The sequence below is a fragment of the Psychrobacter celer genome, assembly GCF_016107555.1.
GTDB lineage: Bacteria > Pseudomonadota > Gammaproteobacteria > Pseudomonadales > Moraxellaceae > Psychrobacter > Psychrobacter celer.
On sequence record NZ_JABASU010000001.1, the window covers coordinates 39,567 to 60,803 of the forward strand.

The 21,237-nt window shown below is 47.8% G+C and carries 19 protein-coding genes; 12 read left to right on the forward strand and 7 right to left on the reverse strand.

Going from position 1 to position 21,237, the window contains the following annotated elements; genetic code table 11:
* The first annotated feature begins 173 nt into the window (after positions 1-173).
* The gene (locus JFC05_RS00140) at positions 174-779 is read left to right on the forward strand and encodes a hemerythrin domain-containing protein (protein WP_198335267.1); all 606 of its coding nucleotides are present in this window, start codon (positions 174-176) and stop codon (positions 777-779) included.
* 143 nt (positions 780-922) lie between these two features.
* The gene (locus JFC05_RS00145) at positions 923-1,396 is read left to right on the forward strand and encodes a BLUF domain-containing protein (RefSeq protein ID WP_198335268.1); all 474 of its coding nucleotides are present in this window, start codon (positions 923-925) and stop codon (positions 1,394-1,396) included.
* Between the two features lie 142 nt (positions 1,397-1,538).
* Here JFC05_RS00145 and parC read toward each other — a convergent pair whose 3' ends face one another.
* Positions 1,539-3,845 (reverse strand): DNA topoisomerase IV subunit A, encoded by a 2,307-nt coding sequence (gene parC, locus JFC05_RS00150; RefSeq protein ID WP_198335269.1) that lies wholly within the window; start codon positions 3,843-3,845, stop codon positions 1,539-1,541.
* 597 nt (positions 3,846-4,442) lie between these two features.
* Between parC and JFC05_RS00155 the strand changes: the two genes are divergently transcribed.
* From JFC05_RS00155 to JFC05_RS00175, 5 genes are all read left to right on the forward strand, one after another.
* Positions 4,443-6,170 (forward strand): AMP-binding protein, encoded by a 1,728-nt coding sequence (locus JFC05_RS00155; protein WP_198335270.1) that lies wholly within the window; start codon positions 4,443-4,445, stop codon positions 6,168-6,170.
* A gap of 586 nt (positions 6,171-6,756) precedes the next feature.
* The gene (locus tag JFC05_RS00160; RefSeq protein ID WP_198335271.1) at positions 6,757-8,547 is read left to right on the forward strand and encodes an AMP-binding protein; all 1,791 of its coding nucleotides are present in this window, start codon (positions 6,757-6,759) and stop codon (positions 8,545-8,547) included.
* 202 nt (positions 8,548-8,749) lie between these two features.
* Complete coding sequence (gene rph, locus JFC05_RS00165) at positions 8,750-9,466, forward strand: ribonuclease PH (protein WP_198335272.1); 717 nt, start codon at positions 8,750-8,752, stop codon at positions 9,464-9,466.
* Between the two features lie 77 nt (positions 9,467-9,543).
* Positions 9,544-10,047 (forward strand): hypothetical protein, encoded by a 504-nt coding sequence (locus JFC05_RS00170; protein WP_198335273.1) that lies wholly within the window; start codon positions 9,544-9,546, stop codon positions 10,045-10,047.
* A gap of 220 nt (positions 10,048-10,267) precedes the next feature.
* Positions 10,268-11,044 (forward strand): hypothetical protein, encoded by a 777-nt coding sequence (locus JFC05_RS00175; protein WP_198335274.1) that lies wholly within the window; start codon positions 10,268-10,270, stop codon positions 11,042-11,044.
* Between the two features lie 168 nt (positions 11,045-11,212).
* Here the strand turns inward: JFC05_RS00175 and hemJ are convergent, their stop codons facing one another.
* The 6 genes from hemJ to serB all read right to left on the reverse strand — a co-directional run bounded on the left by hemJ (position 11,213) and on the right by serB (position 16,821).
* Positions 11,213-11,647, reverse strand: coding sequence for a protoporphyrinogen oxidase HemJ (hemJ, locus tag JFC05_RS00180; protein ID WP_075100347.1), 435 nt, complete (start codon positions 11,645-11,647; stop codon positions 11,213-11,215).
* 128 nt (positions 11,648-11,775) lie between these two features.
* Positions 11,776-12,924, reverse strand: a complete 1,149-nt coding sequence (gene bioB, locus JFC05_RS00185) for a biotin synthase BioB (protein WP_192995299.1) — start codon at positions 12,922-12,924, stop codon at positions 11,776-11,778.
* 208 nt (positions 12,925-13,132) lie between these two features.
* Positions 13,133-13,642 carry an SCP2 sterol-binding domain-containing protein gene (locus JFC05_RS00190; RefSeq protein WP_227697328.1) on the reverse strand — a complete coding sequence of 170 codons (510 nt, stop codon included), beginning with the start codon at positions 13,640-13,642 and terminating at the stop codon, positions 13,133-13,135.
* Between the two features lie 148 nt (positions 13,643-13,790).
* Positions 13,791-14,183 (reverse strand): AciT family ciprofloxacin tolerance protein, encoded by a 393-nt coding sequence (gene aciT, locus JFC05_RS00195; RefSeq protein ID WP_227697329.1) that lies wholly within the window; start codon positions 14,181-14,183, stop codon positions 13,791-13,793.
* 165 nt (positions 14,184-14,348) lie between these two features.
* Positions 14,349-15,305, reverse strand: a complete 957-nt coding sequence (locus JFC05_RS00200; RefSeq protein WP_198335275.1) for a DUF368 domain-containing protein — start codon at positions 15,303-15,305, stop codon at positions 14,349-14,351.
* A gap of 325 nt (positions 15,306-15,630) precedes the next feature.
* Positions 15,631-16,821, reverse strand: a complete 1,191-nt coding sequence (gene serB, locus JFC05_RS00205) for a phosphoserine phosphatase SerB (RefSeq protein WP_198335276.1) — start codon at positions 16,819-16,821, stop codon at positions 15,631-15,633.
* Positions 16,822-17,170: 349 nt separating this feature from the next.
* On the opposite strand from serB, the gene JFC05_RS00210 reads away from it, so the two are divergent.
* The 5 genes from JFC05_RS00210 (at position 17,171) to JFC05_RS00230 (ending at position 21,017) form a co-directional block, all read left to right on the forward strand.
* Positions 17,171-18,697, forward strand: a complete 1,527-nt coding sequence (locus JFC05_RS00210) for a hypothetical protein (protein ID WP_198335277.1) — start codon at positions 17,171-17,173, stop codon at positions 18,695-18,697.
* Positions 18,698-18,895: 198 nt separating this feature from the next.
* The gene (locus tag JFC05_RS00215; RefSeq protein ID WP_105244160.1) at positions 18,896-19,132 is read left to right on the forward strand and encodes a PA3496 family putative envelope integrity protein; all 237 of its coding nucleotides are present in this window, start codon (positions 18,896-18,898) and stop codon (positions 19,130-19,132) included.
* A gap of 267 nt (positions 19,133-19,399) precedes the next feature.
* Entirely contained in the window at positions 19,400-19,957 is a 558-nt protein-coding gene (locus JFC05_RS00220; protein ID WP_198335278.1) for a YecA/YgfB family protein, read from the forward strand.
* 95 nt (positions 19,958-20,052) lie between these two features.
* Complete coding sequence (locus JFC05_RS00225; protein ID WP_198335279.1) at positions 20,053-20,499, forward strand: YbjQ family protein; 447 nt, start codon at positions 20,053-20,055, stop codon at positions 20,497-20,499.
* Positions 20,500-20,543: 44 nt separating this feature from the next.
* Positions 20,544-21,017: a YbjQ family protein gene (locus JFC05_RS00230; protein ID WP_198335280.1), complete on the forward strand. Its 474-nt coding sequence runs from the start codon at positions 20,544-20,546 to the stop codon at positions 21,015-21,017.
* Positions 21,018-21,237 lie beyond the last annotated feature (220 nt).

Sequence of the window (21,237 nt, forward strand, 5' to 3'; positions counted from 1 at the left end):
CTTTTGAGTTAATGGGTCAGAGTGGGGCACGGCCTATATAAAATCTAAATATTATCTATTGTAAGTGCAGTTATTTTTAATAAAATAGCAAATATATAAGTGCTTGGTGATACGTTTGAGTGAGCATGATCAGCGCCAGCCATCAGCCAAGGCTACGACCTAAGGATACCTTGATGACTCTTTCTATCACAAGCGACAATAAGGCTAGCCCACAAGTATTAGACGATGATTTGTTTGCTCCATCACCGCGTCATCCCGATAGCCGCTTAGAGACGGACTGGTTATTTCTGTATAACAAGCTGCCGCCCGATCAATGGTTTGGCGCAGATTATGCCTATAAGACATCGGGCTGGCTAAAGGTACATACTAACATACGAAAACGCCAGCGTATCTTGACACAGATAAGTGAGGGTTATCAAACTGGCGAGTACGACTGGGCAAAATATCGCTCGCAGATGCTTAAGCGTATCAATATGCATATCCTAAAACTGCATCAGCATCATGGCGTTGAGGACGAGGGGTTTTTCCCTGAATTTATTCGGATGTACCCGCAGCTACAGGCAGGGTTTGAGATATTGGGGTGCGACCATGTGCGCTTGGATGCGCTACTTGATAAGCTGCAGCTGCAAAACGATACGCTGGCGAGAACTGAGGTTGAGGATAAAGCGCTGGCAGAGCAATTGCATCAAACCTTGGTGGACGTAACCAATTTACTCTCGCAGCATCTGAGTGATGAGGAAGACTTGGTTATTCCTATTTTGGGGTTGCGGCAGGGCTAAAGATGAAATGCTATCTATAACTCTAAAAAATCATAACAAGTAAAAAAGGCGGTGAAAACCTAAAAAAATATTTTATTATATATTATAATAAAGTGTGTTTTAGTTTAGATAAGCATTTCAAATGAATAAGGTTTCTTATACCGATGACGACAAACGATACCTCAGAAAGTAAAAAGAGAAATGGCGAGCATATTCTTATTAACATGACATACGTCGCCAAAAACATCGGCCTAGATTCGGGCGTGGAGCTGACTCGTGCACTTGAGTATTGGCGAAGATATTTTGAAGATAATCATATAGTTTCAGCTTTGGTCATTAGCGAAGGTTATTTTGTGCAAAGCTTTCAGGGGACAAGGCCTGCTATCAATACAGCCTTAGAAAAAATACTTGATAAACATTCAGTCATTTCCCCTAATATTGTGAATATCTATGAAATAGAGTCGCGTCAATGGAATGGGTTTTTAGTCAAGCATCTCACCTCAAACGCTGAAGATGAAGATTATGCTCTAAAAAGCTTCTCAGCAGGTTCTGACTATAACCCCTACCTGATGACAAGCACTCAGATTGAAAGCTTCTTGACAGCAGTGTTTGGAGATAGCAACTTTAGCAAGTTTTAGCCGAGTAGTGTCTTTTCACTATACTGACCATTTGTTTTAGCGTGCATAAAAAAGCCGTCTTCACCTTGTATATAGACGGCTTTTTATTAACAGTATGGAGGGCTGTGCCTATTAGAGCCTAGAGCACAAAGTATCGCCATGATTACCCAACCGTAACCGAATTCACATTCTGAAAGCCCCTTGGCAACTGACCGCCGCGATTACCACGAGTGCCTGTATAGTTGGCCAAATCATTGGGCTTTAGCGTCACATGACGTTTGCCTGCGGTGATGACTAGGCTGTCTTGCAAGCTTAGCGGCGTGATAGCAAGCACTTCTTCACCGTCTTTTAGTTTAATCAGCTTATTACCTTTACCACGTGCTTGCTCGGGCAAATCATCGAGGGCAAATATCAGTAGATATCCGGCATTGGTCACCACAGCGACATGGTCAGGTGCCACGTTTTCGTTGCTGTTTTCACCATCAGCATGGGTCGCCACTTCTGCTGGCGCGTCGATACGAGCGACAGGAAGCAGACGACTATCGGCCGCTAGATTGATGATTTTTTTACCGGCTTTTTGATTGCTATCGAGGTTACCAAGCGTGTTGATAAAGCCATAGCCGTTAGAGCTGGCGAGGATGATACGCTGATCGTCGCGACCAGTTATTAGCTGCTCAAAGCTGGCACCTGCTGGCGGCTTGAGTACGCTGGTCAGCGGATCGCCTTGACCACGCGCTGAGGCTAGGCTATGCGCGTCGACACTATAGCTACGCCCTGTGCTATCGAGTACGTAGATTCTCTCGTTGGACTTACCGCGTGCGTGCGCTTGATAGCTGTCTCCTGAGCGATAGCTCATGCCAGCGGCATCGACGTCATGACCTTTCGCAGCGCGAATCCAGCCTGCTTTTGAGAGTATCGCGGTGATAGGCTCACTTGGTACCAGATCCGACTCTTTTAGCGCCTGTGCTTCTTCGCGCTCTGCTAGTGGTGACATGCGCTCGTTGCCGTGTTCTTTCATATCGGCGTTCAGCTCTTCAATCATCAGATTGGTCAGGCTGTCTGGATTGTCCAAGTACTCTTGAATGGTGGCGCGCTCAGCGTCTAGTGCATCTTGCTCGCGGCGCAGCTCAATCTCTTCGAGCCTTGCCAGCTGACGCAAGCGTATGTCCAAGATGGCATTGGCTTGGATGTCGGTTAGATCATAACCCTCCATCAATGCTGACTTTGGCTCGTCTTCCTCGCGGATGATACGAATGACCTCATCGATATGTAGATAAGCGATCAGCAACCCTGCCAAGATGTGTAAGCGTTTATCGATTTTATCGAGGCGATACTGCAAGCGCCGCGTGACCACCGAGCGACGACAGATCAGCCACTCTTCAAGGATTTCTTTGAGGTTTTTGACCTGCGGTTTACCGTTTAGGCCAATCATATTCATATTGACGCGATAATTACTCTCAAGGTCAGTACTGGCAAACAGGTGACTCATCACGCGCTCGACATCGACGCGGGTAGAGCGCAGCTCAAGCACGATACGGCAGGCGTTTTCGTGGTCAGACTCGTCATGTATGTCGGTCACCCATGGCAGTTTTTTGTCCAGCATGAGTTTGGCGATTTGTTCTTGCACTTTGTTGCCTGAGACTTGATAGGGCAGCGCATCGATGATGACGAGGTTTTTTTCTTTGGGGTCGATATGGTAGGTCGCGCGCATTTTGTAGCTGCCGCGGCCGCTTTCGTACATCGCCTGCAAGTCTTTTTTGCTGGTGATGATCTCAGCTGGCGTGGGCAAATCAGGCGCAGGTATCGACTGGGTGAGTTGCTTTACTGATAGTTCAGGATTTTTTAGTAAGCGAATGGCGGCGCGTACCACTTCATTTAGGTTGTGCGGCGGGATGTCGGTGGCCATACCGACGGCGATCCCTGTCGTGCCGTTTAACAAGATATTGGGCAAGCGCGCAGGCAAGGTGACAGGCTCTTGTAAGGTACCATCAAAGTTATCTTGCCAATCGACCGTGCCTTGGCCGAGCTCTGCCAGCAAGGTGTTGGCATAGGCAGACATTTTGGCCTCGGTATAGCGCATGGCGGCAAAGGATTTGGGATCATCAGGGCTGCCCCAGTTGCCTTGACCGGTGATGAGCGGATAGCGATAGCTAAACGGCTGCGCCATCAGTACCATGGCCTCATAACAAGCACTGTCGCCATGTGGGTGGTACTTACCGAGTACATCACCAACGGTACGAGCCGACTTTTTGGCTTTAGCAGAGGATTTTAGGCCAAGCTCACTCATAGCATAGACGATACGGCGCTGGACGGGCTTTAGACCATCGGCGATATTTGGTAGCGCCCGATCCATGATGACGTACATGGCGTAGTTGAGATAAGCCTGCTCGGTGAACTCCGCTACCGAGCGGGTGTCCATCGGCTCATGAGAAGGGGCGGCAGGGGCGGTATGGTCAATAACATCGGACATAAAGTAAGGTTCACTTATCAGTTTTAATAGGTATGAATAATGCGCATCAGCGCCAAAATAAGATAGTGCTATCGTAAAGGATATCAGCAAAATTAAAAAGAGATAACTCAGAATAGACGACAAGGTGTGACGTGCCTATTCAGGCAAGCAGTCAAGCAGTCAAGCAAGGTAAAATAATACAACTCGCTTCACCTGCCATAAAAGCCAGCGTTTTCGCCACGCTTTAGCAATAACCGCATCAGTGAGGGTTGTTTGGTATAAAATTAGAAAATTGTCCAGTAATAAATAGGAAAATGAAAATCTATGAAATGGCGAGTCATTTATTACTTAACTGTTTGATAATAATGGTATTAATGAGCGTCAAGTAGCTTTGCGAACGCAAGTAGCAATCTTTTGTATTGAGTAGTCTTTATAAAGTGTGTATGTTAATGAACAAAGGGCTATTTACCGCTATAGGGTTTGCTTGTCACCATACAGCAAGGTCGATGCCTGACAGCCATCACCATGGTCTGCCAGTGCTTTGAGACTTTGTGTGTTTGTCACGCTGTGATTTGTATGAGTGGACGGTAGCGTACTATTACTAGGAGAGAAAAGATTATGGAAAATCACGGTAACTTGATTCGTCGTAACGACAAAGTATGGGTCAAAACTTACGAAAAGCTTGGCATGCAGTACGATATCGATATGCCGCCCGCCGACACCTCGTTGATCGAGATACTTGAGCAAAACTTCATCAATCACGCTGGCAAAACCGCGTTTGTCTGTATGGATGTCAAACTCTCGTACGAAGAATTAGACCGTTATAGTAAGCAGGTCGCCGCCTATCTACAGTCCCTCGGCCTAAAAAAAGGCGATAAAGTCGCGGTAATGATGCCAAACATCCTGCAGCTGCCCGTTGCTGTCTTGGGCGTGCTGCGGGCAGGTCTGACGCTGGTCAACGTCAACCCACTTTATACCACCAAAGAGCTTGCCCATCAATTAGAAGATTCTGATGCCAAGGCGCTGATTTTATTAGAAAACTTTGCCAAAACCTATGAAGATATCGGCAAGGAGATGGTCGATCATGTGTTGGTGACATCGATGGGCGACTTGATGAGCCCGCTGAAAGGCTTCATCGTCAATACGGTGGTGCGCCATGTCAAAAAAATGGTGCCAGCCTATCATATCAATGGTAGCGTCAAATTCAAAAAAGCGCTTAATCGCTTTTCGGCGGCCAGCTATCAGCGCCCCAATGACATCGGTTTGGATGATGTCGCGGTACTACAGTATACCGGTGGCACCACAGGCGTGGCCAAAGGCGCTATGCTCACGCATGGCAATTTGGTTGCCAACTTGATTCAGTGTGACACGTACTTAGGCGATGCTTTTGATAAGTTTGAAAAAATGAATGAGCAGCCAGTGATTATGACGGCACTGCCGCTATATCATATTTTCTCATTTACCGTTTGTGGTATGTACGGCCTCTATCGCGGCTGTATTGGACTATTGGTACCCAACCCACGCGATGGCGCAAGCTTAATCAAAGCCTACAAAGATTATCCACCTGCGTTTTTCCCAGCGGTAAATACCTTATTTAATGCGCTTGCCAATAGTGAGGTGTTCAAAGCGCTCGATCATAGCAAGCTTGAGATGTCGATGGGCGGCGGTATGGCTGTGCTAAAGGATACAGCGGCAAAATGGCAGCAAATCACGGGCAATATCATTGTACAGGGCTATGGTCTATCAGAGACCTCGCCCGTTGCCTCAGCAAACCCACAAGGGACAGGCGAGTTCTCAGGCAACATCGGTCTGCCAATGCCAGCCACGGATATGGCCATCTTGGATGAGGCGGGTAATGAGGTTGAGATTGGTGAGCGCGGAGAGATTAGTGTGCGCGGGCCGCAGGTGATGAAAGGATACTGGAAACGCGATGATGCCACGAGCAAGGTGATGACGGCGGATGGTTATTTCCGTACCGGTGACATCGGTGTGATGGATGAAGAAGGCTACTTTAAGATTGTCGATCGCAAAAAAGACATGATCTTGGTGTCAGGCTTCAACGTTTATCCAAACGAAGTAGAAGACGTCATGTCAGGCCATCCAAAAATCTTAGAGTGCGGTGTCATCGGTATCGATGATGAAAAAAGCGGCGAGGTGCCAAAGATTTATGTGGTACGTAGTGATGACAGCTTGACAGAAGAAGAAGTCATCGCGTATGGCAAAGAGAATCTAACGGGTTATAAGCGTCCGCGTTATGTGGAGTTTATCGACGAGCTACCAAAGTCAAACGTGGGTAAAATCTTACGCAAAGACTTGCGAGAGCTTGAAGAAAAAAACCACGGTTAGGCTCTTGCTTAAGCCGAGCTGATCAGCTATTCATGACTCACTAGGGCTATGACTTTATAGTCTGAGTGGGTTTTGCTCGAGATGTCATCGTACACAAAAATGATAAGGCCGCTGATTGCTGCTTTATCATTTTTTGTCTTTTCTGCTATTTTTGTCTGTACAACATCATCGCCATAGATAGAGAATTTTGCATAAAACTGCTATAGTGCCCACCGACCTATTTTTGTATATATCTGTTGGTTTGGCTTGAGCGGTTTGGCAAAACCATCATAATGACAGTAAGGTATACCTTAGCGTGTGGCTAAGGCATGGTGCCACTTATCGATGACGTGGTATGGCTTTGTGACTTGCAAAGCTTATGAATGATAAACCCAATGGTGTTGCCTTGTTTTTTTATTCATAAGCTTTTGTAGCCACAGATTTGCTGCGATAGATAAGGGTGCTTTATTGGGGCATGTCTTTCATTGAATCGATGCACTGCTTTTAATCGATGTATTGCTTTTAATCAATGCATCGCTAAAGGGCGAGAAATGATGACGCGCTTTTGATTATTTTATGTTTTTAACGGCAACATTTAGGGAAAATTATGACCGACAGTATCAATAAAGAGACGACAGAGGATCAAGCTGCCACGGGCCATACCGCTAGGCAGGCATATCAAGACAATGCCTTTCCCGATATGCCGACGATAGACAGCGACAGTCCGTGGTTGAGTGCTTATGAGCGTTATGGCATCGCAGCAACTATCGATATGCCAGAGGACAATACCTCTTTACTTGATGTATTTGAGCGTAATTTTAGGCGTTATGGGCAAAAGCCTGCTTATATCTGCATGGGTGCTTCTATTAGCTTTAAGCAATTGGATTTGTACAGTCGCCAAATCGCCAGCTACTTGCAGTCACTAGGACTGGTCAAGGGTGATAAGGTTGGGGTGATGATGCCCAATATCTTGCAGTATCCTGTCGTGGCCTTGGGTATCATTCGCGCAGGGATGGTGCTGGTCAATGTCAATCCCCTCTATACCAGCCGCGAACTATCGCATCAGCTGCATGATAGCGGTGCCAAAGCGCTGTTTATCGTCGAAAACTTTGCTAAGACTTATCAAGATGCCGAAGACAAAGGTCAGGTCGAGCATGTGATCTTGTGCAAAATCGGCGATATGCTGGGCACGCTCAAAGGCGCGGTGGTCAATCTTGTGGCTCGCCATGTCAAAAAAATGATTCCAGCCTATAGCTTGCCAGACAGTGTGAGCTTTAAACAGGCGCTAAACGCTGTATCAGCCAGCAAGTACCAGCGTCCAGATATGAACCTCAGCGATGTGGCGCTGCTCCAGTATACCGGCGGCACCACAGGCGTGGCCAAGGGTGCCATGCTCTCTCACGGCAACCTAGTCGCCAATATGCTACAGATCAGCGCCTTGATGAATAGTGCCTTTGATGATGATGTCGATGCCAATGATGTCATCTTGACAGCACTACCGCTGTATCATGTCTTCTCCTTTATGGTCTGCGGTATGTACGGCATGTATCAAGGCTATGCAGGGCTGCTGATTCCAAACCCACGCGATTTGGATGGTTTGATTAAAGAGATGGGCAAATACAAGCCCTCGTTTATCCCAGCGGTCAATACCTTGTTTAATGGTTTGGTACACAAAGAAAGCTTTGCCGATTTGGACTTTTCTAATCTAAAAGCCTCTATCGGCGGCGGGATGTCGGTGTTGCCAAGCGTGGCAAAAGAGTGGCATAAAATCACAGGATTGCCTATCGTTGAAGGCTATGGTCTGTCTGAGACCTCGCCTGTGGTGGCCTTTAACCCAATGACCATCTCTGAGTTTACTGGCAAGATTGGTATTCCAGCTTCGAGCACCGATGTGATACTCATCGATGAGGACGAAAACGAAGTGGCATTAGGCGATCGCGGCGAGATTTGCGTCAAAGGCCCACAGGTGATGATCGGCTATCAAAACCGTCCAAAAGAAACCGCCAAGACCTTTACCAGCAATGGATACCTAAAAACAGGCGACATCGGTATCATGGACGAAAAAGGCTTTATCAAAATCGTTGATCGCAAAAAAGACATGATTTTGGTGTCAGGGTTTAATGTCTATCCAAATGAAATCGAAGAAGCCATGAGCGAGCATCCAGCTGTGGTAGAGTGCGGCGCTATTGGTGTGCCAAATGAGCAGCGCGGCGAAGAGCCTAAGCTGTTTGTGGTCAAAAAAGGCGAGGTCACCGAGCAAGAGTTGCTTGATTTTGGTAAAAAACAACTGACAGGCTATAAGCGTCCGCGTCATATACAGTTTGTCGATGAATTACCAAAGTCAAACGTCGGTAAGATTTTGCGTAAAGAATTGCGTAAGATGGAAGGTCTAGAATAACACCAGCGTCTTTTTTGCAGCGGCGTAATGGCTGGAGTGAATCTTGCTATTGCGCCGCTGCCACGTTAGGATATCGTCATACGGGCATCGGCTCAGACATTGACTGGCTGAGAGTTTGTGGTTCATGCCGCTTTGCGCGTGCAACTTTTATTGACAACACTTATTTTACAACACTGCTTTAAAACAAGTACTAGGAATTTTTATGCGTATTGACAATCGTGAGCTTGACCAACTTCGCTCGATCAGCTTTGAGCGCCATTATACCAAGCATGCTGAAGGCTCAGTGTTAGTCAGCTTTGGCGATACCAAAGTCCTGTGTACCGCTAGTGTTGAGTCTGGTGTACCGCGCTGGCTAAAGGGTAAGGGTAAAGGGTGGATCACGGCCGAATACGGTATGTTGCCACGCGCGACCAACACCCGTAACCAACGCGAAGCGGCGCGCGGTAAGCAGTCAGGTCGTACGCAAGAGATTCAGCGTCTCATCGGTCGTAGCTTGCGTGCTATGATTGATCTTAGCAAGCTTGGTGAAAGCACCATTTATCTTGATTGTGATGTACTCCAAGCTGATGGTGGTACGCGTACCGCCAGTATCACAGGAGCGGCCATCGCGCTTATCGATGCGTTAGAGAGCCTACAAAAAACCAAAAAGCTCAAAGCCGATCCATTGATTGGCCTAGTGGCGGCGGTCTCTGTGGGTATGAAAGATGGCAAAGCGTATTTGGACCTCAACTACGAAGAAGACGCTAGCTGTGATACCGATCTAAACGTCGTCATGACCCAAAAAGGCGAGTTCATTGAGCTACAAGGCACTGCCGAAGAAAAGCCGTTTACTCGTGCCCAAGCAGACGATATGCTAGCGCTGGCCGAAAAAGGCATTGCAGAGCTCATTACCATGCAGCAGACGGCGCTGGGCTGGTAAGCGACGTTTTTTTGGTCTTATCGTCCTCTAACAACGCATTAATTTTGCAGTAAATACTCGGCAATAGGTAACGATACATGCTCAAGCTGACTGATGACGGCGCCAAAATCACCTTACAAAATCAAGCGCCAGCGGCTGACAATGGTATGTTTTGGTTTGGCACCGCCTTGCTCGTGGGTGCCGTGGCGGTCGCGATGGCCATGAGTTTGTTGCCTGAGCGCCTTGCTATTGGTGCGCTGGCTTTGCTCATCGTTGGTAGTTTTATTTTTAATAAAAAACGCCAGCAGCAAAAACAAGCTTTGAGCAAAAATATCAGTAGCGGTATGCTGTGGGTGCGTAGTGGTGAGCTGGTGCATGACCATCAAAGCAAGCGTCAACACATTACCCTGATCACTAGTGATAATGTCACACTGATGGGTGAGCAGCTACAGATTACGGATGTCGATGGTAGCTGTAAGTGCCAGATCAGCGGCTTTGAGAGTGTACAAGAGGCCAAAGCCGCCCAAGCGATATTACAAGGCCAGACATTTGGCAAACGCCATGTCAATATTAAGATGAATGACAACCCGCCTCCCTTTTAGTTTTTCTATCTACCTTTTTTAGGCCTTATTTCCTTTCTCTAAGCGGTGCTATAGTCAGTTCGAAATAAAATCGATACGCTCATACCAGTTACACGGTATTGTGTTTATAGTGACTGAACTATAGTGCTTGCAGATTTATGCCCAAATGGTTTATAAGTAAGACTGAAAACTGGTATTTTACTTTTTTGTTGTCAATGGTACCTTTGACAAGGAGTCAGTCATGTCGCGTTTGTCATTGTCTATGTCACTGTCTGTATCGTTCCCGATTACAGCGTCATGTAGCGTGTTATTGCTACTTGTAGGTGGCATGACATCCTCTCATGCCGATAGTATGAGTGCGCTTATCGCGCAAAAATCAGCGCAGTCAGATCTGAGCGCCCGTTATACCCCATCATATTCAGCCGTCCCTTCTGCTAAGATCAGTACGCGCTCTCGCATTCAGCGCGCCGATAGCTATCGCGCTGACACGGCAGTTACTGCACCAGTGAGGCGCACAGCATATCGCTATCCTGAGCGCGCCTATCAAGCGCCATCTGTGCTGCCAGCGTTTTTGTCTGGTAGCTATGACAATGTCGATAGTGAATATTTACCGATACTGAGTAGCGCAGAACGCCAAAGCAGTATGGCGGCGCGTGAAGTCATTAGTACAGCGCGTAAAATGGCGCTCAATGAGCGTACAATCATTCAAGGCGGCTGCTGGGATTATTTAGATGCGGTGTTTAAGCGAGCAGGGGTGACGCGCGATACGGTGCACAAAGGCACATACCGCCAAGGGCCTTATGCTCATAGCAGTCAAATAGAAGCAGGTGACTGGCTGTATTATATCAATCACGGCTACAATGGCGTCGAGCATAGCGGCTTGTTTGTCGGCTGGGTCGATGAGCGTGCCAAGCAAGCACTGATTCTCAGCTATGCAGGCGAAAACCGCCGAGAGCCTGCGCGTTACCGCGTGTATGATTTGAGCAATGTCTATCAAATCATGCGCCCAAGTGTTTAAGCGTGATAAATAGGTTCAGGATAAAAACACTACAGCGAGACGAAGATGAGTTTTGCACAGCAGCAAGCGGCGTAGGCACAGCAACCTTACATGCTTTACAAAAAACGCCCGTTATCTAAAGAGATGACGGGCGTTTTGGTTTGATCAATCTAGCTCGTGTCGCAGTCCTTAAAACGGTTTGACTACCACCAAAATCACGATAAATATCAAGGCAAAAACAGGTATCTCATTAAACCAGCGCCAAAACTTATGGGTTTTGTAATGTGGATTATCGATCAGCTTTTTTCGATAAAAACCGCAAGCACCGTGGTAGGCTGAGAGCAGTACTACCAGCAGTAGCTTGGCATGTAGCCAGCCTTGGGTTTTGTACACCTCCCAGCCCAGTCCTAACATCCATAAGCCAAAAACCCATGTCGCTATCATTGATGGCGTCATGATGCCGCGATACAGCTTGCGCTCCATGATAGCAAAACGCTCGTGGCTGATACTGTCCTCACTCATCGCATGATAGACGAACAAGCGCGGTAAATAAAATATCGCAGCAAACCAGCAAACCATAGAAATAATATGCGCCGCTTTGATCCAATTAAAATAATCTGCCATTATCCTCTCTCTTACTGTTTGGTCGGGTAGGCTCCATCATGTCGGCAAGCTTAGCACATATTGCTCATTAGTAGCGCAACTACCAACATGACTACCAACGCAGCTATCAATCAATGGCATACAAAGGACTACTGCGCTAACACGACCTGTGATTGATGACCACTCATCGCATCCAGCACAGGCACCTGCTTTGGCGCACGAGGGGCGGCAAACTGAGCAGTGAGGCCGAGCTCACGCATCAGTCTATTGTCACTCGATTGACTGGCGTTACCTGTGGTCAATAGTTTGTCACCATAAAAAAACGAGTTGGCACCTGCCATAAAGGCCAAAGCTTGCTCGGCATCAGAGAGGCTCTCGCGGCCAGCAGATAAGCGCACGTAGCTGGTCGGACAACAGATACGCGTCACCGCAATGGTACGTATCCACTCCAGCACAGAGAGCTGGCCTTCTGCTAAGACTTTATCACCGATCGGTGTGCCTTGAATGGGCACCAATAGATTGACCGGAATAGATTCAGGCGCTTTGGGCATTTTTAGCAGCTCATGTACCCAGTCGATACGGTCATCACGGCTCTCGCCCATCCCCACGATATTGCCGCTACAGACATTGATACCAGAGTTACGAACATGAGCGAGAGTGTCTAGGCGCTCGTCATAACTGCGGGTGCTGACCACTTGCTCGTAGTAGCGCCGCGAGGTATCTAGGTTGTGATTGTAATAATCAAGCCCTGCATCAGCCAGCTGCGCGGCCTGTTGGTCATCTAGCATACCTAGGGTCATGCAGGTCTCAAGCCCCAATGCTTTGACTTCTTTGATCAGCTCGACCACATACGGCATGTCTTTGGCGCTTGGGTGTTTCCAAGCCGCACCCATACAAAAGCGCGACGAACCCGTGGCTTTGGCGCGCCTGGCGGCGGCGATGACCTTATCGACTTCGATACGTTTTTCTGCCTGCAGTTTGGTGGTGTCGCGGTGGTGGCCTGATTGTGAGCAGTAGCCACAATCTTCAGGGCAGTTGCCAGTTTTGATAGATAGTAAGGTACTAATCTGTACTTCGTTGGCTGTAAAATGCTGACGATGCACAGTCTGTGCTTGCATCAGCAAGTCCATCAATGGCAAATCAAACAACCGCGCGATATCATCACGGCTATAGCTGCTATGAGAGGTAGGCTGCGCCGTCGCTTCGGTCTTTATGTCGGTCAAAAAGTCAGGCTCCAAGCCGTTGTTTTTCGCGTTTTGCTGGCTGCTGGGCTCTGAGATATTAAGCAATCCTGCCATAAGGTAAATCCTTTTATAATACGATGAAGAGGGTAGGTTGTGATTTTATATGATAAAAAAGGCTACGATATAGTATACCGCAACCTTTTTAGAAAGTCAGAATGCTGCCAAAGCGTACCGGCAATCGATACCATCAAAACACCAATGACAACGACTTTATAAGTCTAGCCTTTATAGAGCTATAAAGGACACTTTAGCAAATAGGTGATTACTTACCCAGTTTGTGCTTGGCAACGCCGATCCAATGATTGGCAAACTGCTGCGCTTTATAAGCGTAAGGCTTGGCCTTTTGAATATAAGGTTTGTATTCTTCTGGGATGGCGGGCACGATGTGCTTGGCAAGTTTATTGAACCACATCATCAAGCTGTAGTCACCCTCGATACTTAAGTTGCCTTCTTGTACCGCCGTCATAAAGCTTGGCAAATCGCCTTTGGTTAGCAGCTTTACGCCCGTCATCGAGTCTTTAAAAGTAATGGTCAAATCGGCTTCTGTTGCATGGCCACTTTGCTGACTAAACTGACCATTATCAAAGCGATAATAACGTGCAATACCAGACTCAGTGCTGGCAAGCTCGATGGTCACATCACGATCCGCAAGCAGCTTTTGTACGTCTTCATTATCACTATCGGCCAACATAGAGAGGCGATAGCCAATCACTGCCAGCAATACATCTAACGGGTCAGACTTGATATCTAATACAGGTAGCGTAAACATCATAAAACTCCTAAAGAATAAGACAAAAAATATAGCGTACTTTATATGAATTTTTTCGGCAAATATATAGTTAGAGTATAAACCATCAAATACCATCAATTCTTTAGTAGTTAAGTAGAGAGCGTTTAGTATCTTGTAACATTAGCCATCATCAATGAAAACGCGGCTGATAATCGTCGTCATACACTGGCGTATGCTCTATATAGCGCGCGGCTTGCAATTCGCGCTGCTGCTGTACTGACTGACTGACATCATCGTAGCGTATGGCTCGATACAGCACCCAGCCTGCCAGCGGCAACCAGCTGATACCCATGGCGATGACATAGCTGTGCCATTCTGATAGCGCTAGCAGGGCCGGGCGACTGATCAATAGGCTTTGGATGGCCTCGACTGCTAGCCAATAGGCCATACCGCCAAACAGATACCATAGCAGCCAGCGCTGTGATGAAAACGCCAACGCCAGCACCAAACCTGCCAGTAGCCCATACGCAAACAGTGCCGTACCACTCAAGCTATCTATACCGATAAAGGAAAAAACAGTCATTAACATCATTCATCTCGCTATTGATAAGGTGAATTTCTTATAACAATGCGACTATTATGAAAGCTTGCTGAGTAAAGCTAAAGAGGGTAGAGGCGACTTTGCGACAACCGTTGACGTTTGGTTTTTTAGAATGCTAGGCACCAATCACAAAGCCGATAAACGGCCTTAAGCATGGCGATTACCCCACCACGAGAGCAAAGATACCAATACAGCGCCAAGCAGCATTAGCCCTATCGTGGTCGCCCACTGCGCGCCTGCCGGATACTGCCATGGCATGACGTTATAAATGGCGTCGCTGTCGAGCGTCCCCAACGCATCGACCTTCCATGGCCATACTTTGACCAAGGAGCCGGCGATAAAGCCGGTCAGTAGGGCGAGCGTGGCTTGGTAATAGTGCGCTAGTAACCATTTGAGCGCCCGCGTGAATAACAACAGCCCTGTTGCCATACCAGCGATTACGGTCAAAAGAATGCTAAGGTTCATGGTATCGACCGCTTCTAATACAGCGTCATAAGCACCCAATAACAGCAAAATAAAAGACCCTGATACCCCAGGCAATATCATCGCACAAATAGCCACTGCCCCGGCAAAAAACAAATAAGGCAAGCTTGGTGTGGTGGTCATGATTGGTAGGCTGCTAATCACCACAGCACTGATAATCCCTACCAAAAACAGTAGCATGCGGCCGATATTCCAGCGTTTAATCTCTGTCAGTAATAAAAATACCGTGGCGACGACCAGACCAAAAAAGAACGACCAAATCAGTAGCGGTTGATGGTCTAAGAGGTGCTTGATCATACCTGCTAACGTGGCAAAACTACTGGCAATACCCAGCAACAAAAACAACAAAAACGTGGCATCGACTTGTCGCCAGACCGCAAGCAAACCTCGTAAACCGCCCTCTGCGCGAAACACCTGCCACAAGCTGGGGCCAATACTGCCAAGCGCATTGATCAGGCGCTCATAGATGCCGGCAATCAAAGCAATGGTGCCGCCAGAGACGCCAGGGACAATATCAGCGGCACCCATCGCCATGCCCTTGATATAAGTGGCTGCTAGCGATTTTGGCTGGTTATCCGCTGCTGACGACTTGCTTGGCCGCGGTGATTGAGGTGCCGTCATGGGTGCATCCTTTATACAAAAATACGTGATGGGGTAAAATATCGAGTGAAACAAAGCTAATAGTGCAACAAAGCTAATAAAGAAAAAATGCAACGAGATAAACATAAAAGCTAGGTCGATGACAAGGTATCAACCTAGCTTTTTTGAGCGTATAGCTACTCTACTTTAGGACAGGCACAGCACGACTGGTGTTTATGTTCCTTACGTGCTGTGCCTACGCCGATAGATGCTGCACAAAATAAATACCAGTAGCACGTGGTACCCAGTAGTACATAGTATCTTGCCGGCCAGTATTATAGGGGACTGGCTATAGTGTGTTTTGCCGTTACTTGGTCGGGGCGAGCGCTGGATAACCCAAAGCATAAAGCGCGCCCTCAAGTCCTGTGACATTGATGGCAGCGTCGGCACGCGCTTGAACGATGGGTTTGGCGCGGTAAGCGACGCCCAAATCAGCAATGGCCATCATCGGTAAGTCATTAGCACCGTCACCGACACAGACTACTTGTGACATATCAATACCTAAGCGCTCGGCAGTCTGCTCGGCGATGGCGGCTTTTTTGGCACCATTGACGATAGGCAGCTGCACATGACCGGTCACTTCACCTTCATCGATATCTAAGGCGTTGGCGTGTACTTCATCGATACCTAACTGCTCGGCGATATAGTTGGCAAAATAGGTAAAGCCCCCTGATACCAGCACCGTATGATAGCCCAGTGCTTTGAGTGCACTGATCGTGGTGCGCGCGCCTGTCGATAAGGTCAAACGGCGGCAGATATCATCGAGGACATCGGTTGAGATGCCTTTGAGTAGCGCCACGCGCTGGGCAAAAGACTCATCAAAATCGATCTCTCCGCGCATAGCCGCCTCGGTGATGGCTTCGACTTTTTCGCCGATACCAGCGGTTTTGGCCAGCTCGACGATGACTTCTTGTTCGATCAACGTCGAGTCCATATCAAAGCAGGCAAGCTTATGCGTGCGCAGCATATGACCGATGGACAGGATATGACAATCGACCACATCTAGCTGCTCGCCGCTGTCTGTACGGCTTGTATTGTTATAGGCTTTGGTCAAGTCGTGACGTAAGCGGGTGGTAAGCTGATCGTCGATGATGTGGGCGGCTGCCGTCTTTTTGGCAGGGTGCATCAAGGTGTCGGTCACAGGCACCAACAAATAGCGATAGACCTGCACGGGGGTAAATGGCAAGCGCTGCGCATCACCTGCTGTAGGCTCGGTATCAGACACCGTGATATTGACAAAGCTGGCATCGGCGTCTTCTGCTACGGTGACCAAATGCCAGTTGGGCTGCTCATCGACCCAAGACTGTACATACTGATGAATGTCCAGCGCTGATACGTGAGTTGGTAGGACGACGATAAGGGCAAAAACAGGAAGGGACTGCAATGCGTCAAAATCTTGCAAATTCGTATTGTTGGGTAGTAGCGATGCAACAGAATCCACGGCTTGTTGCCATGCTTTGCTGTCTTTTGGTAACGAATAAGAGGTATTTTTTGGCATGACTCAATTGTCCCTTGTATGCTCATATAAGATTAGGAATAATAACAGTTTTACAGGTCAGCGCCTATAGATGGCGCGCAAAGTATTATGGTCTGCAAAAAACGGCTGCGTTGCCCACATAAATTTCTAAAACTGCTAACGCTATAAGGCTTATTATGGTGCTATAGTAGCTATGATAAGCGCGCCCGCTTGGTCTGTATGATAAGAGCGATAGCGGTATGTAAGCACAGCTGTGTGTAAGTATGATAGCAAGCACACTAAACAAGACCGACGATTTTTTAAAATTAGCCAAAAAATGAGCGACAGTCTCGTTTTTTAATTTCATTTATCCAAAAAAGTTTACCATATCATGACGTATTTAGCGCCGCGGCAAGGGTTGTTTGCCATTATTCTTCTGGTTAGTTTTTGTTTGCAGACACTGCTATTGGTCATCAGTACTGATCAGCAGTTGAGCAAAAGTCGTGCGTTAAAAGGCGAACAGATGGTCGCACAACTGATAGATGAAGCGAGGCTGTCGCTAGAAAACAAAGACCGTGTCAGCCTCAGTGTCATCGCCAATCGCTACACCAGTGAGCAGGACGTGACGCGTATTTTGATCAAAGACAACAACGATGATATCTTGGTACCAGTAGGCAACGCACCGATGCAGCAGGGCGATACCATCCGTCAAATCGCTACCAAAGGCGATGCGGTCATCGGTAGTGTGGCGCTGACGCTAAAAGATATCAGCAAGGGCGAGATTATCGCCATGCAGTGGCCGTTTGTCATTGGCATGCTGCTCCTGCATCTATTGCTATGGCTGATTTATGGTTATCTTGCGCGCCCGACCAAAGAGCAAATCAACGCTATCAGCCGTGATATCTCAGAGCTACATCGCGAGCAGTTTAGACAGCTCGATCAGCGAGGCTCTGAGCGCGATTATGATCGTAGCAGCTATGAGGACGACCGCCGCGCCGCAGACGTTGAGGTGACACAGAGCACAGTTGACAATACAGCCACCGCCGATGCCAGCGCTGCGGTACGTACGCTAAACATTCATGGCGCAGTCAATAGCTATATCAGAGGGCAGCAAGGCGCAACGTCTGCAGATGCTGATACTCGGACTGATACTGAGCATGATTCGGATATAAGTGCGGGTATAAAGGATGATGTTGATGCGACGTCCAAAGCAGAGTCAGCCCATCATACAGAGAATAAGCCATCAGAAACAAGCCATAACCAAAGCATAGGCAAAGTGGCTCATGGCAGCGCGCACCTATCAGCCACGCGCACGTTTGATAGTGTCAGGGTACAAATCGTCTTTCATGATGAGTTTAATATGCTTGAGCGTCTAGCGCCCGCCCAGCGCCTACCATATCTGGCACTATGCACACAGCTGCTCAATCAAGCGACGACCGAGCTACTAAAACAGCCGCTACTGCTCGGTGTCAGCGTGATAAATGAGCCAAGTTTTGATGATAAAGGAGCCAGTGTGCTGCTCAAAGCCGACAACAGCCATGCCAAAGTGGCGCTGGCAGGCGTGATGCTGGGCAAGCTGTATTTGATGCTAAACAAAATTATCCATGATAAGCATATCGAGCTGTCGCGTTTTGCACTGCCTGCCAAAGCAGGCGTCAGTGATGATGCACAAAGTGAAGCCATGATGCATCTGCTGCATGGTATCGGCAAAAAAGAGCAAATGCTGATCTTATTGCCCAATGCAGGTCTCAAACAAATCAGCCACCATGTACAGGTACAGAGCATCATGCGCCCAACGACCGTCCATGAGCGTGAGTGTGCGATATTTGAGGGGGGCAATGATGCGATGATTCAGCGGTTGGCGGATGTGCGTAATGCGGTATTGATGGTCGACAATCAAGAGGCTTCTTATTCATAAGTGCTTATCAAGAGCGCTGTCTTGTACCGATGTAGTCTGTACAATTGCCTACAATACCGCTTAGCAAAGAGGTTTGGCTGGGACTGGGAAATATGCCATATTGACAAAAAGGATTGACAACTCTCAACAGAGACTTTATAAGGCATATATATATTGATGTATTTTTTATACCTTTGCTAAAACTGATAGGAGTTTGTCATGAGTGATGCTGATATTGACGACGATTTTGATGATGACTTTGTCGATGATGATGACGCAAAGATAGTAGAAGAGGCTGAGACAAGTGTGCGCACACGCTTAAGTAGCCTCGAAAAGCGTCGATTGATCGATAACTTGCTCGAAGAAAAGCGTTTGGCAAGAGAGCTAAAAGACGATCTCGATGATCTCGACGATTTCGATGAAGACGACGATGATTGGGACGACGACGATATCTGAGCGGCTACGTCATAGTGCCGGCATTTTTTTCTGCCAGCAGCATTCGTCTGTCGCTCTAGCGCCGTATGTTTGTCAACTAAAGCCTTTTAATGACCGCTTTACAGCAGCGCTTCATCTTTCTATCGAGATTTGGCGTTGCCTGCTTTTATTTTTTATCATGACGGTTTGGATACGTAACTTTTAACAGTCGCTTTCTTGTCCCCTCCATCATCATGCCTATCTTCGATCGTTTTGCGATTGACACCCCTCATTTAAGGACTTTTACTCATGAGTGATCCATTAAGCTTTGACGAACTACTAGACTACTTAGACACCCAAGAAAACCCCTACGTCCTCGATAGTGTCGCCGCCCATGGTTTTTTGACCGCCACCGTTATCGGTCGCCCGCTGCCTAATTGGTTGGATGCGTTTTTTGAAGGTCATGTGAGCGAGATTCCAGAAAACGTCGTCGATGGTATCAAACGCTGGCGTGCCGCTATCATGGCTGAGCTAAAAAACGAGACACCCATCGAGTTGCCTTTCAACGAAGACGCTGGTGATGAGGAAGTGGCGGTAGATTTCTCCGATGAGTCAGACATCGTCGCTTGGTCGATTGGTTTTGTCGATGCGATGTATGGCGAGGAAGCCAGTGATTGGTTTGAAGATGAAGAAACCAGCGAGGATGTGGCGGTATTGACGCTACCGATGATTGTGCTCAGTGGTATCGATGATGAAGATCCTGAGCTGGCCGCCATGCGCCATGATGAAGACAAGCTGGCACAGATGGCCAATAGTATCGAAGGCAATCTGACCGAGCTGTTTTTGTTGTTTCATACCAACGACTGATACCGTACCTAGATCGTCCCACGCGTCAGTTCTTTAAATAGCAGCTGTTTTAACAGACAGCTGCCGCTGTTATTTTGTATGCATAAGGTAATATCATGGCTTTGCAACTCTCTAATCTTGAGCATCTACCAGGGTATCAGATCACTGAGCGTTTGGATGTGATCTATGGTAGTACGGTACGCTCAAAACACGTCGGCAAAGACTTGTTTGCTGGGCTAAAAAACATCGTCGGTGGCGAGCTGACTGCCTATACCGAGCTGTTAGAAGAATCGCGCCAAGAGGCAATCGATCGTATGGTGGTCAAGGCCGAAGCACTGGGCGCAGATGCGGTGGTGGGCTTGCGCTTTTCGACCTCTAGTATCGCTCAAGGGGCTTCCGAGCTGTTTGTCTATGGTACGGCGGTCAAGGCCGTACCGATGCCGGATCCAGCGCCTCAGCCTTCCAATCGTCACGATGATTCATCACGCCCACCGCAAGCCACGACCACCCAGCCAAGCGCGGTGCCAGCTGATAACTTACCACGTTTCAACCCTTTTGGTTAACCACCTAAAAAGCCTATCTGCTTTTTTATAAGAAGAGACGTGTCATGAACCAGTCATTCACCCAAATGCTTATCAACTATGCGCCGCTCCTTGTATTGTTTGTGGTGGGGTGGTTTTTTGGCACCCGTCATGAGCGTCAGCATCTAGCGCAGCTACGCCAATCTGAGCAAACGCTGGGTCATATTGTGGTCTCAAGCGAGCGGTTTTATCGTCCCAAACTGGCGGCGGACACGCAAGGTGAGCTGGTGCTCGGCAGCGTCGTGATCGCGCAGGATTATTTTAAAATGATCGTCGCGCGGGTGCTGAGCATCTTTGGCAAAAACCTAACCACTTATGAGACGCTGCTGGATCGCGCGCGCCGCGAGGCCATCGTACGTATGCGCACTCAAGCACATGCCAAAGGCTACAATCACATCTATGGTTTACGCCTTGAGGTGACCAATGTCAACCAGCTCGGTAGCATGGTGGAGGCCATTGCTTATGGCACAGCGGTGCATAGTATCGATGACACGCCCTAATTGTCTTATTTTTACACTTTATTTGCCTTCCTGATTTTCCTTCCTAGTTTGCTCTCCTTTCTTAGACCGTCACATCTGACTGATGAGTCGTTGAATAAAACAGATAAAGCCGCTTTTACAACGATATACTTTTTTATACTGCTCCATGAGGGGGCGTATAGACACGATGGCATGGAATGCTGTCATACACTGGCCCACGCAGGGTCTTATATCCGGTCAA